This window comes from uncultured Algibacter sp. (assembly GCF_947490405.1).
Classification (GTDB): domain Bacteria; phylum Bacteroidota; class Bacteroidia; order Flavobacteriales; family Flavobacteriaceae; genus Algibacter_B.
On record NZ_CANLGU010000002.1, the window covers coordinates 619,894 to 633,911 of the forward strand.

Consider the following 14,018-nt stretch of genomic DNA (forward strand, 5'->3'; position numbering starts at 1 on the left):
TTAAAAACACTTGATTATTGTGAAACCCTAAATAGCCACAACTCCTTTAATATGTGGATGCGGATTATAATCTACCAACGTAAAGTCTTCAAAACCGAAATCAAAAATATCTTTAATTTCTGGGTTTAGAATCATTTTTGGTAACGGACGAATATCTCTTGAAAGTTGTAATTCTAATTGCTCATAGTGGTTGCTGTAGATGTGTGCATCACCAAAAGTATGGATGAATTCTCCAGCTTCATAACCACATACTTGCGCCATCATCATGGTAAATAAGGCATAGGATGCGATATTAAAAGGAACGCCTAAAAAAATATCTGCACTTCTTTGATAGAGTTGGCAAGATAATTTACCATTGGCTACATAAAATTGAAAAAATGCATGACAAGGTGGTAGAGCTGCCTTACCATTTGCTACGTTTTCACTAAAACTTTTAGAAGTGTCTGGTAACACCGAAGGATTCCAAGCAGATACTAACATTCTCCTACTATTAGGGTTGTTTTTTAGTGCGTGAATAACTTCTTTTATTTGGTCAATTTCGTCATTATTCCAGTTGCGCCATTGATGCCCGTAGACAGGACCTAAATCGCCATTTTCATCTGCCCATTCATTCCAAATACGCACACCATTTTCTGTAAGATATTTAGTGTTTGTATCGCCTTTTAAAAACCAAAGTAATTCATATATAATAGATTTTAAATGAAGCTTTTTGGTAGTTACCATAGGAAAACCTTCACTTAAATCGAAACGCATTTGGTAACCAAAAACACTTTTAGTTCCAGTACCAGTTCGGTCTCCTTTTTCATTTCCGTTTTCTAAAACATGTTTTACTAGGTCGTGATATTGTTTCATAACATTCCCCATGAAAATGGGGATCTTTTTTTAATTAAACTTGGATTTTTAAAAGCAACGTAAAAATAAAAAATAGGTCGAAATGAAAAACTTTACCTATCAATATATTATAAGAAAGTTATTAACGAAATTTTCTGTTTTGTGATTAAACAACTAATCTTTACTAATTTGTTTTTACCCAATAATCATTCCAGCTATATTAGCCGAAATTAAAGATGCAATTGTGCCACCAATAAGTGCTTTCATTCCAAACTTAGAAAGTGTTTTTCGTTGCCCTGGTGCTAGAGAACCAATACCGCCTATTTGGATGCCAATGGAAGCAAAATTCGCAAAACCACAGAGCATATAGGTGGCCATAATTATAGACTTTTCGTAGCTAAGGTGAATCGCGCTTGAAACATCTTTTAAATCTCTAAGTTGGATATAACCTATAAATTCGCTTGCGGCTAATTTTATTCCAAGCAGCTGCCCCATTAAAGCCATATCCTCTGAAGCTACACCAATAAGCCACATGAGTGGAGCAAAAATATATCCTAGTATAAGTTCTAGAGATAAACTTTCGTAAGTTGTGTTAGATGCGATCCATCCATTTAACGAAGTTATGTCGCCAACCCAACCTAAAATACCATTAAACATGGCAATAAAAGCTACAAATACTAAAAGCATCGCTCCAACATTTACGGCAAGTTTTAAGCCTTCAGTAGTACCGTTTGCTATAGCATCTAAGAAATTTGAACCTATTTTTTCTTGTGATACAGAAACATCTGTATTAACATTTTCTGTTTGTGGGTATAATATTTTAGAAATTACAATGGCACCAGGTGCAGCCATTACTGATGCAGCTAATAAATGCTTTGCATAAAATAATCGTAGCGTTGGGTCATCACCTCCAAGAAACCCAATGTAAGCTGCTAATACAGCGCCAGCAACGGTTGCCATACCGCCAATCATGACCAATAGCATCTCAGATTTATTCATTTTTTCTAAATAAGCCTTAATTAAAAGGGGGGCTTCCGTTTGTCCTAAAAATATATTTCCTGCAACGCTTAAACTTTCAGCACCAGAAATTTTTAAAGCCTTAGAAAGTAACCATGCCATTGCTTTTACTACTTTTTGAATAATTCCTAAATAAAAAAGGACTGAGGTTAAAGCAGAAAAGAATATAATAGTAGGTAATACTTGAAAAGCGAAAATAAATCCAAAAGTGTCCATGTCTACAACTAAACCTTCAAACAAAAATTTGCTTCCAGCTCTTGTGAAATCTAAAACACTTACAAATAAACTGCCAATAAATTCAAAAATAGTTTTTATAAACTCAACTTTTAAAACACCTATGGCTATTAAAAGTTGAAAAGCTAATCCAATACCAACAATTTTCCAATCTATGGCTTTTCTGTTACTACTAAAAACAAAGGCAATAAAGATTAATGAAACCATGCCTAAAGCACCTCGCCATAGACTTTTAATAGAAAAACCTTGACTTGGAATAATAGTGTTTTTTGTTTTTTCTGAAGTAGAAGTTGAGGAGGTATTTTTTATTTCAGTATCCGAGAAATTTATTTGAGTTGAATCGATTAAAATAGTTTCTGTTTGTGAAACAAGCTCAACGACTTCAGACGGGTCTGTTTTGTCTAAATCTTGCGCTGTAATGGTTGGAGAAAAACATAAGAAGATGGCAAGAATGAGCAAAAACAGCTTTTTCATAATCTTAAATATGGTTATTCTCGTTTTGAGATTTCATCACGGATATGAGCTGCTTTTTCATAATCTTCGTTAGTAACGGCTTCTTCAAGTAATGTTTGGAGCTCTTCTAAAGTTTTACCTTTGAAATTTTCACGAGTTTCAGTGGGTTCTAATTCATTGGCAACCAATTCGTCCATTAAAATACTATCTTGAGTTTCATCGTCTTCATCTTCCTTTTTTGGATTTACTTTTAAATAAATACCTGCTTTATCAAGAATGTTTTTATAAGTAAATATTGGCGCTTGAAAACGTAGCGCTAAAGCAATAGCATCACTTGTTCGTGCATCAATAATTTCTTCAATTTTATCGCGTTCGCAAATTAAACTAGAATAAAAAACGCCATCAACAAGTTTATGAATGATTACTTGTTTAACTACAATATCAAATCGGTCTGCAAAGTTTTTGAATAAATCGTGAGTTAATGGTCTTGGAGGGCTAATTTCTTTTTCTAAAGCAATAGCAATAGATTGGGCTTCAAAAGCACCAATAACTATTGGGAGTTTTCGATCTCCATCAACTTCATTTAAAATTAAGGCATAAGCGCCATTCTGTGTTTGGCTATAAGAAATGCCTTTTATATTTAATCTTACTAAACTCATAATTTAAAAAACGCAAAGAACTGCTTAAATTAGAACTTTACCAACTGCACAAGGCATATTTAAGTCAAAATGCTAATTTAAGCAGTTCTGTAGTACTAAACAATTTATAAATATAAATTATTGTTGTGCTTTAAATGCTTTTAATTTTTCGATAAGTTCTGGAACTACTTGAAATGCATCGCCAACAACACCATAGTCGGCAGCCTTAAAGAAAGGTGCTTCAGGGTCTGTATTTATTACAACTTTTACTTTTGAAGCATTAATTCCAGCTAAATGCTGAATAGCACCAGAAATCCCGATGGCTATATATAAGTTTGCGGCTACAGGTTTTCCTGTTTGTCCAACGTGTTCTCCATGTGGTCTCCAACCTAAGTCAGAAACAGGTTTTGAACACGCGGTAGCAGCACCTAAAACATCAGCAAGTTCTTCAATCATTCCCCAGTTTTCAGGTCCTTTTAATCCACGACCAGCAGAAACTACAATTTCAGCATCAGCAATAGTAACTTTATCGGTTGCTTTATCAACAGATTCAACAGTAACACCTAACTCTGGAATTGAAGGAGAGAAGTCTTCCGCAGAAGCGCTACCATTTTGTTCAACCAAACCAAACGCATTGTTAGAGACACCAACAATTTTTACATCGGTATTAATTTGAGTAGTTTCAAAAGCTTTATTTGTAAAAGCAGTACGTTTTACTGTAAAAGGGCTCGTGTTTAATGGCGCCTCAACAACATTTGAAGCATAACCAGCATTTAATCCAACTGCCAATAAAGGAGCTAGATACTTACTGTCTGCTGTAGAACTTACTACAACAACCTGTGCGCTTTCATTCTCTGCTGCTTGTTTAATAACAGATGCGAATGCATTTGCATTAAAACTATCTAATTGAGAATTTGAAATAGTTAAAACTTTATCTACTCCATAATTTCCTAATGCAGAAACATCATTTGCATTAATAGCAACTGCTATAACTGTTGTTCCTAATTGATTAGCAACTGCTTTGGCGTAAGAAGCTACTTCAAAAGCTGCTTTTTTAAAAGCACCTTGTTCTGATTCTGTATATACTAAAACTGACATATGTATCTATTTTAAATCACCTTGGCTTCATTATGAAGCAAGCTTACTAATTCATCTATATTATCTGCAGAAACTAATGTAACTGCTCCTTTAGGCGTTGGTTTTTCAAATGAAACCGAAGTTGTTTCGGCACTAACATCAACAGGATCAACAACATTTAATGGTTTTTTACGTGCCATCATAATCCCTCTCATATTTGGAATACGTAAATCGCTCTCTTCAACTAAGCCTTTTTGTCCACCAATAACTAACGGAAGCGATGTTTCAACAGTTTCTTTACCACCATCAATTTCTCTGGTAGCTTTTGCAGATGTACCATCAACCTCAAGTTCAATACAATTATTTACAAAATTAGCATCAATTAAACCAGCTACCATGCCTGGTACCATGCCACCATTATAGTCTATAGATTCTCTACCAGCAATTACCAAATCGTAACCACCATTGTTAACAACGTTCGCTAATTGTTTAGCTACTGAAAATCCATCAGTAGCAGGCGTGTTTATTCTAATGGCTTCATCTGCACCAATTGCCAAAGCCTTGCGTAAAGTAGGTTCTGTTTCTGAGCCACCAACATTTACTACAGTAACTTGAGCACCTTGCTTTTCTTTAAACCACATAGCACGGGTTAAACCAAATTCATCATTTGGATTAATAACAAATTGAACACCATTGGTATCAAATTTAGTGTTATTATCACTAAAATTAATTTTTGAAGTGGTGTCTGGTACGTGACTTATACACACTAATATTTTCATAATTTTTATGTATTAAAATGTCTTATTTTTTGAATTTACGAAGTTAAATATTTTATTCTGAATATTTACTATGCATGCATAGTAAATTTAAAAAATTCTTTAATTTTATTGCTTTTATCGCTGATTAAGGGTTGGGTTTAAAAGTGTTTTCTCAATTTTAAATCGTTTTGTGAATGGTAAGAATTATGAATGTTTATCTGTGCATTTATGAATTTATTTAAAAATCGTTAAAAGATTAGTGTAATTTTTACATGATTAGAAATAACTTTTTATCAAAAGTGTTGTGAAATATTCCTATTTTTGCAACTCGATTTAAAATAAATTTTAATGAAGACAATTCAATTTAGAGAAGCTATTTGCGAAGCAATGAGCGAGGAAATGCGCAGAGACGAAAGCGTTTACTTAATGGGGGAAGAAGTAGCTGAATATAATGGTGCATACAAAGCATCCAAAGGCATGTTAGATGAATTTGGTGAAAAACGTGTTATTGATACACCAATTGCTGAACTTGGTTTTGCAGGTATAGCTATTGGTTCTACGATGACGGGAAACAGACCAATTGTAGAATACATGACTTTTAATTTCTCTTTAGTTGGGATTGATCAAATTATAAATAATGCTGCAAAAATCAGACAAATGTCTGGAGGGCAGTTTAAATGTCCGATTGTTTTTCGTGGTCCTACAGCTTCTGCTGGTCAATTAGGAGCAACTCACTCGCAGGCATTTGAGAATTGGTTTGCTAATACACCCGGATTAAAAGTTGTTGTGCCATCAAACCCTTATGACGCTAAAGGATTATTGAAAGCTGCAATTCGTGATGATGATCCAGTTATTTTTATGGAAAGTGAGCAAATGTATGGAGATAAAGGTGAGGTTCCTGAAGGGGAGTATGTTTTACCGATAGGCGTTGCTGATATTAAACGTGAAGGAACTGATGTAACAATTGTATCTTTTGGTAAAATTATAAAAGAAGCTTACAAAGCTGCTGATGAATTAGAGAAAGAAGGTATTTCTTGTGAAATTATAGATTTACGTACGGTTCGTCCAATGGATAGAAAAGCCATTCTTGAGTCTGTTAAAAAAACAAATAGATTAGTAGTTTTAGAAGAAGCATGGCCTTTTGGGAATGTTGCTACTGAGATTACTTACCTAGTACAATCTGAGGCTTTTGATTATTTAGATGCTCCAGTTGTAAAAATTAATACTGCTGATACTCCAGCTCCATATTCTCCTGTTTTATTGAAAGAATGGTTACCTGATTATGAAGATGTGATCAAAGCAGTTAAAAAAGTGATGTATAAATAAATCGTATTTTTTTACGTTATAGAAGCTTCATTAGCATAGTTGTTGATGAAGTTTTTTTTTATTATGAATATAAGATTAATAGTTACCCTTTTTTTTCTCGGAATTTGTTCCGCATTTGCCCAAACCAAAGTAAGTGGCTTTGTGTTTGATGAGCTTAATGAACCTGTGCCTTTTGCAAATGTAATTTTTCAAGGCTCTACAGAAGGTACTATTACTAATGAAAACGGAAAGTTTTATTTAGAATCAGATGAAACTTGGAGTAGTATTACCGTATCTTTTATTGGTTATGAAACTTTAGTTATTCCATTAGACAAGAAAGTTAACTACAATTTAAAATTTATACTCAAAGAAGAAGCTGCGCAGTTAGATGCTGTGTTAGTAGTTTCTGGAAAACAGCCAAAAAAGAATAATCCTGCCATAGATTTACTTCGAAAAATTTGGGCAAACAAACGTAGTAATGGTTTAAAACAATTCAATCAATATGAATATGATAAATATGAAAAAGTTGAGTTTGATTTAAATACCATTGATAGTGCTTTGATAAAAAGTAAACTATTTAAAGGTATGGAGTTTGTTTTTGAAGAAGTGGATACTTCCAATGTTACCGGAAAAACGTACTTGCCAATTTTTATTAACGAAGCAGTTTCTAAGGTTTATGGTAATAATGTTATCAATAAAAAGAAAGAGGAATTATTAGGAAATAAAAATTCAGGCTTTAGCGATAATCAAGTGATTATTGACTTTGTTGACGATTTATATTCAGACTTTAGTGTATATGATAACTACATGAAGTTTTTCGATAAGAGCTTTGTTAGTCCATTATCTAAAACAGGAATTAGCACTTACAATTATGTGTTGTCAGATAGTGCTTTTGTTGATAATAAGTGGTGTTATAATATTATTTACTATCCAAGGCGTAAAAATGAATTGACTTTTAAAGGCGACTTTTGGGTAGCAGATACCACTTATGCAATTAAGGAAATTAATCTTCAAGCTTCAAAAAGCGCCAATATAAATTGGGTAAAAGAAATTTATATCGAGCAGGAGTTTGAAGTGTTGAATGACTCACTGTTTTTGGTAACTAGAGATTATATGTTATCAGACTTTGCATTTAATAAAAAAGAAAAGTCGCGAGGTGTTTATGGAAAACGCACCACGTTATATAATAATTATAAATTTAATGTAAAGAAGGATGAGAAGTTTTACGAAACAGAAGTCTATAATTACGATAAAGATGTTTACGATAGAGACGATGAATTTTGGGCTAACAATCGTTTAGAGCAATTAAATAAAGACGAACAAGGTGTCTATAAAATGTTAGATACTCTTAAAACCGTAAAAAAGTTTAAGCGTTTATATAACCTAGGAAGTATTTTGGCTTCGGGTTATATTGAATTTAATTCGTTACCGTTAGATTATGGCCCCATTTTTTCAACCTTTGGATTTAATGAGGTTGAAGGTTTGCGTTTGCGTACTGGTGGACGAACCTATTTTGGTAGAAATGACTTGTGGCGTTTAGAAGGTTTTTTAGCTTACGGATTTAAAGACGATAAATTTAAATACGGTATTTCTGGAAAGTGGCTCCTAGATAAAAAGAGTCGATTAATTATTTCTGGAGGTAATAGGCGTGATGTAGAGCAAATAGGTGCAAGTTTAACAACAAGTACAGATGTTTTAGGTAGAAGCTTAGCGTCTTCAGCGGTTGTTGGTACTGGTGCTAATGATAAATTAACCAATATAAATTTAACGAGTTTATCCATTGAAGCAGAGCCTTGGCGCAATGTAATTTTTAGGTTAGGAGGAAACTATAGAACTTTAGAATCTGCATCACCAACTTTTAGTTTGGATTATAACACGCCAACAGGAATTGCATCAGAAATTAAGCAGTTTGAGACTAGTTTATCTGCGTCCTATTTCCCAGGAAGAAAAATGACAGGTTTTGGTGTAGAACGAAAAATAGCTAATGATGATTTTGCTCGTATATTTGCTCAAGTAACTCGAGGCGATAAAACTATTTTTAATAGCGATTTTGACTATACAAAGGTTCAGCTTTCTTACACGCAACCATGGCAAATTGGTGCTTTTGGACGTTTGTTTACTACATTTGAAGCTGGTAAAACTTTTGGAGAAGTACCTCTAGGTTTATTAAGTGTTATCCCAGGAAATCAAACCTACTTTTCTATTTATAATACTTTTTCTCAACTCGATTTTTATGAGTTTGTGTCTGATACGTATGCATCATTTCATTTTGAGCATAATTTTAACGGACGTTTATTTTCTAGAATTCCATTTTTACGGAAGTTTAATCTTCGTGAAATTGTAAGTGTACGTGGTGTTATAGCTGATATTTCAGCTGAAAATGTAGCCTTAAACAATGTTCCGAGTAACCCAAATAACCTTCAATTAGTGGCGCCTTCTCAAGAGCCTTATTATGAGTATAGTTTAGGTATTGGTAATATCTTTAAAGTGTTCAGAATTGATTTTAATTTTAGGGGAAATTATAAAGATCGGGAGGCGTACCCTGATGCTAGAAAGTTTGGTGTTACGGGGAGTTTTGGGTTTTATTTTTAGGGAGTTCGTTAAACGTTTTTGTGTATGAGTTTAGTTGCGTGTTTAAGTGACTAATTTTCCAAATATTGACTTACTTCTAGTATTTTTTTTATACATCTTTGTTATAATGCTTTTTTACTTTCCATTTGTTCGATATTTCTCTAAGTTAATTTTTGTTAAGTTGCACTCATTTTTGAAATATTCATGATAAGTAAATTTTGTTTACATTATCCTATGATTAACACCGCTCCAGCCATTTAAATCTGTTTTTGAAATAAAATTTCAGTTCAAGAACTGTAACTGCTTCTATAAATATGTGTTTTGGTTCGTTGAACTTTAGAAATTTCATAATACTAAAATATCACTGTAGATTGTTTGTTTTATACCTATTGTGTAATAACTTTATGAATTGATTAAAGGTGGATGCTTTTTTCTCATTATCTTTAAATATTATTGCTTTTTCACAATACTTATAGACATTATCCCAGTCCTTTAGCATAAAATAAGCATAAATAATGTTCATATAAATACCGCCTACATTCTTTATATTAATCTTTGCCTTTTTGGATTTATCGTTATATTCTTCGGTCACTTTTAACCAAGTTTTTATACAATCATTAAGAACTTGTTTACCATTATCATCAGTTATGAATTCTTTTTTTGAAGTTACATCTTTAAAACGTTCAAAAGTTTTTTCTAAATTGGAATAGTCATACTTTTTTCCTTTACCTATTTCAATAGGTAATTTCTTTGTGAATTTTTGAAACGCAAATTTACTTTTAAAACTCTTATTCAAAGTATTTATTCGCAAACCAAAGGCTCGCTTATACATTTCTAGCCCAGTCTTATCCTTGGTTGCTAAAACAGCAAGAACTTCTTGTTTGGATTCATATCCTTGTGTAGATAAAAATTCTTTTTTTTCATGGTTTTCCTCTGAAAATAAAATTTTATTATTTCTAAGGTCTTTAACATAAGTAGTAGAATTCAAAATGTACGTTTTATCTGCGTAATAAAGCGTAGTATCGTATTCAGTCCCATCTTTCCTTTTTAATTTAGATTTTTGTGAAACAAACTCTATTTTATCAGTTAAAGAGTTTAATGCCATAGAAATAAGAATATCTGCTTCTTTTTCAGTATTTACTCTTGTTAAACCCCTTATCGTTAGAGATTCTTTAGGGTGCAATAACTCAGCTTCTTTCTTAAAAAAGCTAGGTTTGCAGCTAAATTTTATAAAATACTTAGTTAGATCCTTAGGAAGTGGTTCTGATGGTGGCATGACATATTTTACTATCACTGTCTTGGTCTTACTTTTTTGAGCAGAAATGGTATGTTGAAAACTAAGCGTCAAACACAGGATGCAAAGTAGAGGTTTTAAGATTTTCATTTGATTTATTTTTTAATTGTTTTATGAAATCATTATAGTTGAGTTCCTAAAGGGAAATATCCGATGTTAAACGAAGTTAGCTGAAAATTTTTACAAAGTCAAGTTTTGATAATAAAAAAGACCACTCGTAAAAGCGGTCTTTTTTTTTATGTGGCTAGGTTTTAAATTTTACAATTCAAAAGCTGTTTTAACTTTATCAACATAGTCTAATTTTTCCCATGTAAATAGCTCTACATCTAATGTTTTACTATCTCCATTAGGTTGAGAAAAAGTTTTAGTTACTGTTTCGTTTTTTCGTCCCATATGGCCATAAGCAGCCGTTTCGCTATACATTGGCGAACGTAATTTTAAACGTTCTTCAATAGCAAATGGGCGCATATCAAAAATTTCAGATACTTTTTCGGCAATTTCACCATCGGTCATGTTAAAAGCACATGTGCCGTAAGTGTCAACAAAAATCCCCATGGGTTCAACTACACCAATAGCATAACTCACTTGTACTAAAATTTCATCAGCAACACCAGCAGCTACTAAATTTTTAGCAATATGTCTTGTAGCATAAGCAGCACTTCTGTCTACTTTACTTGGGTCTTTTCCAGAAAAAGCACCACCACCATGCGCGCCTTTACCGCCATAGGTATCTACAATTATTTTTCGTCCTGTTAATCCAGTATCTCCATGAGGGCCTCCAATTACAAATTTCCCAGTTGGATTAATGTGATATGTAATATCGTTATTAAATAATTTTTGAGCTGATTCAGGAAGCTTAGTTATAACTCTAGGAATTAAAATCTCAACAATATCTTTTCTGATTTTTGCAAGCATAGTATCATCATCAGCAAAATCATCGTGTTGTGTAGAAACCACAATGGCATCAATACGTTGCGGAACATTATCATCGCTGTACTCTATAGTAACTTGACTTTTAGAATCTGGTCTTAAGTAAGGAATATCTTTATTTTCTCGTCGTAATTCAGCAAGTTCTATTAAAATTCTATGCGATAAATCTAAGGCTAAAGGCATAAAATTTTCAGTTTCATTTGTGGCGTAACCAAACATCATGCCTTGGTCTCCTGCACCTTGCTCTTCTTTACTACCTCTATCAACCCCTTGATTAATTTCTTCGGACTGCTCATGTATTGCAGAAAGCACACCACAAGAATTACCATCAAACATATATTCGCCTTTAGTATACCCTATTTTGTTGATAGTGTCTCGCGCTATTTTTTGGACATCTAAATATGTTTTGGATTTTACCTCGCCAGCAAGAACAACCTGTCCGGTGGTTACTAAAGTTTCACAAGCTACTTTAGAATCTACATCAAAAGCCAAAAAATTATCAATTAAAGCATCACTAATCTGATCAGCAACTTTGTCCGGGTGTCCTTCAGAAACACTTTCTGAAGTAAATAAATAAGCCATTTTTTTTATTTTTCGGGGCAAGATTTGACAGTAACGTCGAAGGAGTTTTCACTGCCTTTAGCATTTTTATTTTATACTTTTTTGTTATGTATAAAGAGGTTGCAATCAGTCAAATCTTTCCTCTTATTATTTGATTTGGCAAAAGTAAAAAAATAAAAGAATATGTACATGGATTTTTCTTTTTTTCAATATTAAGTTGGTTAATTAGTTTTAATTTAGAATATTTGTTGAGTAAATGAAAAAACAATTTTTAAATAGTATCTCTGTCATTGTCAGTGTGATTATTTCACAAGGAAAAGGGTAGGTGTATTTAAACTAATATAGATTTTTAAAGCCTTCCTTAAAACGGAAGGTTTTTTTATGGACTATTTTTTCATTTTTGAACATCATAAAAAAACGAATCTAAATACTTGAAAATAAGTTGTTTATATTGATATTTATAGCTATGAATTTAACCAAAAAAAAGAAACATTTATTCGTATAAGAAGCTAATAAATTAATTTCGATGACTTGTTTGAAGTAAAATGAGGAATTTTTGTTAAAAACCTTAAATTATTTAGAATCACAAATCAAAAAGGGAAAAGCACAAAGTTATCTACAATAAAAATGAAAGAAATTAATAAACATAGTAAAAGGCTAACGCAAGATGAATCTCAGCCAGCTTCACAGGCCATGCTTTATGCAGCAGGTTTAACGGATGAAGACATGAATAAAGCACAAGTGGGTATTGCTAGTACGGGTTACGATGGTAATCCATGTAATATGCATTTAAATGGGTTGAAAGATGAGGTTAAAATTGAATGTAATATTGCTGGGTTAGTTGGTTTAGGTTTCAATACTATTGGTGTTAGTGATGGTATTTCTATGGGTACATCTGGTATGAATTACTCTTTAGCTTCTAGAGATATTATAGCTGATTCTATAGAAACCGTTATGAATGCGCAAAGTTATGATGCATTAGTTGCTATTGTTGGTTGTGATAAAAATATGCCAGGATCTATTATGGCTATGTTGCGTTTAAATAGACCATCAATAATGATGTATGGTGGGTCTACTGCATCAGGGTCTTATAAAGGAAAAAAACTAAATATTGTTTCGGCATTTGAAGCTTTAGGGCAAAAAGTAGCTGGTGAGATTGATGAAGCCGAATATAAAGAAATTATAAAACGATCTATTCCTGGAGCAGGAGCTTGTGGTGGGATGTACACCGCAAACACAATGGCTTCTGCAATAGAATGTATGGGTTTTGCATTGCCTTATAATTCATCAATTCCTGCTACAAACCCTAATAAATTATCAGAAAGTGAAAGAACAGCTAGGGCTATTAAAAACCTTTTAGAATTAGATTTAAAACCTCTAGATATCATTGAAAAAAAATCTATCGAAAATGCTATTACACTAGTAAATGCTTTAGGAGGTTCTACAAATGCAGTACTGCACTTTTTAGCAATTGCACATGCAGCTGATATTGAGTTTACTTTAGAAGATTTTCAAAGAGTAAGCGATAGAACACCTTTAATTGGTGATTTAAAACCTAGTGGTAAATATCTAATGGAAGATGTTCATAGTATTGGAGGTATTCCTGCAATCATGAAGTATTTACTAGAAAACGGTTATTTACATGGCGACTGTATGACGGTTACAGGCAAAACATTAGCAGAAAATTTAGCTGATGTCGAAGCTATTGAGTTTGAAGAGCAAGATATTGTTTATCAAAAAGAAAACGCATTAAAGAAATCAGGAAACTTACAGATTCTATACGGAAACCTTGCTGAAGAAGGAGCTGTAGCCAAAATTTCAGGAAACGAAGGTTTGCTTTTTGAAGGTAAAGCTGTGGTTTATGATGGAGAACAAGCTGCAAATACAGGAATTTCTAACGGAGAAGTAGAAAAAGGAGATGTCGTCGTCATTCGTTATGTAGGTCCTAGAGGAGGACCAGGGATGCCAGAAATGTTAAAGCCAACATCTCTAATTATGGGAGCAGGTTTAGGGAAATCTGTAGCGTTGATTACTGATGGTAGATTCTCAGGCGGGACACATGGTTTTGTTGTAGGACACATTACACCAGAAGCACAAAATGGTGGAGCTATTGGTTTGGTGAAAACAGGAGATAAAATTAGAATAAGCGCAGAAGATAATTCTATTAACGTGTTGCTTTCTGATGAAGAATTAGCGGAAAGAAAAGCGCAATGGGTTCAACCAGACTTAAAACATAAAAAAGGAATATTGTATAAGTATGCAAAATCGGTAGCATCGGCTTCAAAAGGCTGTGTGACTGACGCATAAGACATAAAAATTTTCATTTCTGCAAATGCGGAAATCTCAAAA

At 33.0% G+C, this 14,018-nt stretch carries 10 protein-coding genes; 3 read left to right on the forward strand and 7 right to left on the reverse strand.

What is annotated here, in order from left to right:
• Positions 1-27: 27 nt before the first annotated feature.
• The 5 genes from Q0772_RS06630 to Q0772_RS06650 form a co-directional block, all read right to left on the reverse strand.
• Entirely contained in the window at positions 28-852 is an 825-nt protein-coding gene (locus tag Q0772_RS06630) for a thymidylate synthase (RefSeq protein ID WP_298341803.1), read from the reverse strand.
• A gap of 174 nt (positions 853-1,026) precedes the next feature.
• Positions 1,027-2,556: a nucleoside transporter C-terminal domain-containing protein gene (locus Q0772_RS06635; RefSeq protein WP_298341806.1), complete on the reverse strand. Its 1,530-nt coding sequence runs from the start codon at positions 2,554-2,556 to the stop codon at positions 1,027-1,029.
• A 14-nt stretch (positions 2,557-2,570) separates the two neighbouring features.
• Positions 2,571-3,194, reverse strand: a complete 624-nt coding sequence (locus Q0772_RS06640) for a bifunctional nuclease family protein (RefSeq protein WP_298341809.1) — start codon at positions 3,192-3,194, stop codon at positions 2,571-2,573.
• 117 nt (positions 3,195-3,311) lie between these two features.
• The gene (locus Q0772_RS06645; RefSeq protein WP_298341811.1) at positions 3,312-4,271 is read right to left on the reverse strand and encodes an electron transfer flavoprotein subunit alpha/FixB family protein; all 960 of its coding nucleotides are present in this window, start codon (positions 4,269-4,271) and stop codon (positions 3,312-3,314) included.
• 11 nt (positions 4,272-4,282) lie between these two features.
• Positions 4,283-5,029: an electron transfer flavoprotein subunit beta/FixA family protein gene (locus tag Q0772_RS06650; protein WP_298341813.1), complete on the reverse strand. Its 747-nt coding sequence runs from the start codon at positions 5,027-5,029 to the stop codon at positions 4,283-4,285.
• A 327-nt stretch (positions 5,030-5,356) separates the two neighbouring features.
• Here Q0772_RS06650 and Q0772_RS06655 point away from each other — a divergent pair, with 327 nt between their 5' ends.
• Together Q0772_RS06655 and Q0772_RS06660 are read left to right on the forward strand one after the other, a co-directional pair.
• The gene (locus Q0772_RS06655; RefSeq protein ID WP_298341816.1) at positions 5,357-6,334 is read left to right on the forward strand and encodes a pyruvate dehydrogenase complex E1 component subunit beta; all 978 of its coding nucleotides are present in this window, start codon (positions 5,357-5,359) and stop codon (positions 6,332-6,334) included.
• A 63-nt stretch (positions 6,335-6,397) separates the two neighbouring features.
• Positions 6,398-8,905, forward strand: coding sequence for a DUF5686 and carboxypeptidase-like regulatory domain-containing protein (locus Q0772_RS06660; protein ID WP_298341819.1), 2,508 nt, complete (start codon positions 6,398-6,400; stop codon positions 8,903-8,905).
• A 340-nt stretch (positions 8,906-9,245) separates the two neighbouring features.
• On the opposite strand, the gene Q0772_RS06665 is transcribed toward Q0772_RS06660, so the two are convergent.
• Both Q0772_RS06665 and metK read right to left on the reverse strand, forming a co-directional pair.
• Complete coding sequence (locus Q0772_RS06665) at positions 9,246-10,268, reverse strand: hypothetical protein (protein WP_298341822.1); 1,023 nt, start codon at positions 10,266-10,268, stop codon at positions 9,246-9,248.
• A gap of 168 nt (positions 10,269-10,436) precedes the next feature.
• Positions 10,437-11,690, reverse strand: a complete 1,254-nt coding sequence (gene metK / locus Q0772_RS06670) for a methionine adenosyltransferase (RefSeq protein ID WP_298341825.1) — start codon at positions 11,688-11,690, stop codon at positions 10,437-10,439.
• A gap of 606 nt (positions 11,691-12,296) precedes the next feature.
• Here metK and ilvD point away from each other — a divergent pair.
• Positions 12,297-13,976: a dihydroxy-acid dehydratase gene (ilvD, locus tag Q0772_RS06675; protein ID WP_298341830.1), complete on the forward strand. Its 1,680-nt coding sequence runs from the start codon at positions 12,297-12,299 to the stop codon at positions 13,974-13,976.
• Positions 13,977-14,018 lie beyond the last annotated feature (42 nt).

Bases quoted from the DNA above. Each gene is read 5' to 3' on its own strand.
- Q0772_RS06640 (WP_298341809.1), bottom strand. From the start codon at position 3,194: ATGAGTTTAGTAAGATTAAATATAAAAGGCATTTCTTATAGCCAAACA.
- Q0772_RS06660 (WP_298341819.1), top strand. From the start codon at position 6,398: ATGAATATAAGATTAATAGTTACCCTTTTTTTTCTCGGAATTTGTTCC.
- Q0772_RS06630 (WP_298341803.1), bottom strand. From the start codon at position 852: ATGAAACAATATCACGACCTAGTAAAACATGTTTTAGAAAACGGAAAT.
- Q0772_RS06655 (WP_298341816.1), top strand. From the start codon at position 5,357: ATGAAGACAATTCAATTTAGAGAAGCTATTTGCGAAGCAATGAGCGAG.
- Q0772_RS06645 (WP_298341811.1), bottom strand. From the start codon at position 4,271: ATGTCAGTTTTAGTATATACAGAATCAGAACAAGGTGCTTTTAAAAAA.
- ilvD (WP_298341830.1), top strand. From the start codon at position 12,297: ATGAAAGAAATTAATAAACATAGTAAAAGGCTAACGCAAGATGAATCT.
- metK (WP_298341825.1), bottom strand. From the start codon at position 11,690: ATGGCTTATTTATTTACTTCAGAAAGTGTTTCTGAAGGACACCCGGAC.
- Q0772_RS06650 (WP_298341813.1), bottom strand. From the start codon at position 5,029: ATGAAAATATTAGTGTGTATAAGTCACGTACCAGACACCACTTCAAAA.
- Q0772_RS06665 (WP_298341822.1), bottom strand. From the start codon at position 10,268: ATGAAAATCTTAAAACCTCTACTTTGCATCCTGTGTTTGACGCTTAGT.
- Q0772_RS06635 (WP_298341806.1), bottom strand. From the start codon at position 2,556: ATGAAAAAGCTGTTTTTGCTCATTCTTGCCATCTTCTTATGTTTTTCT.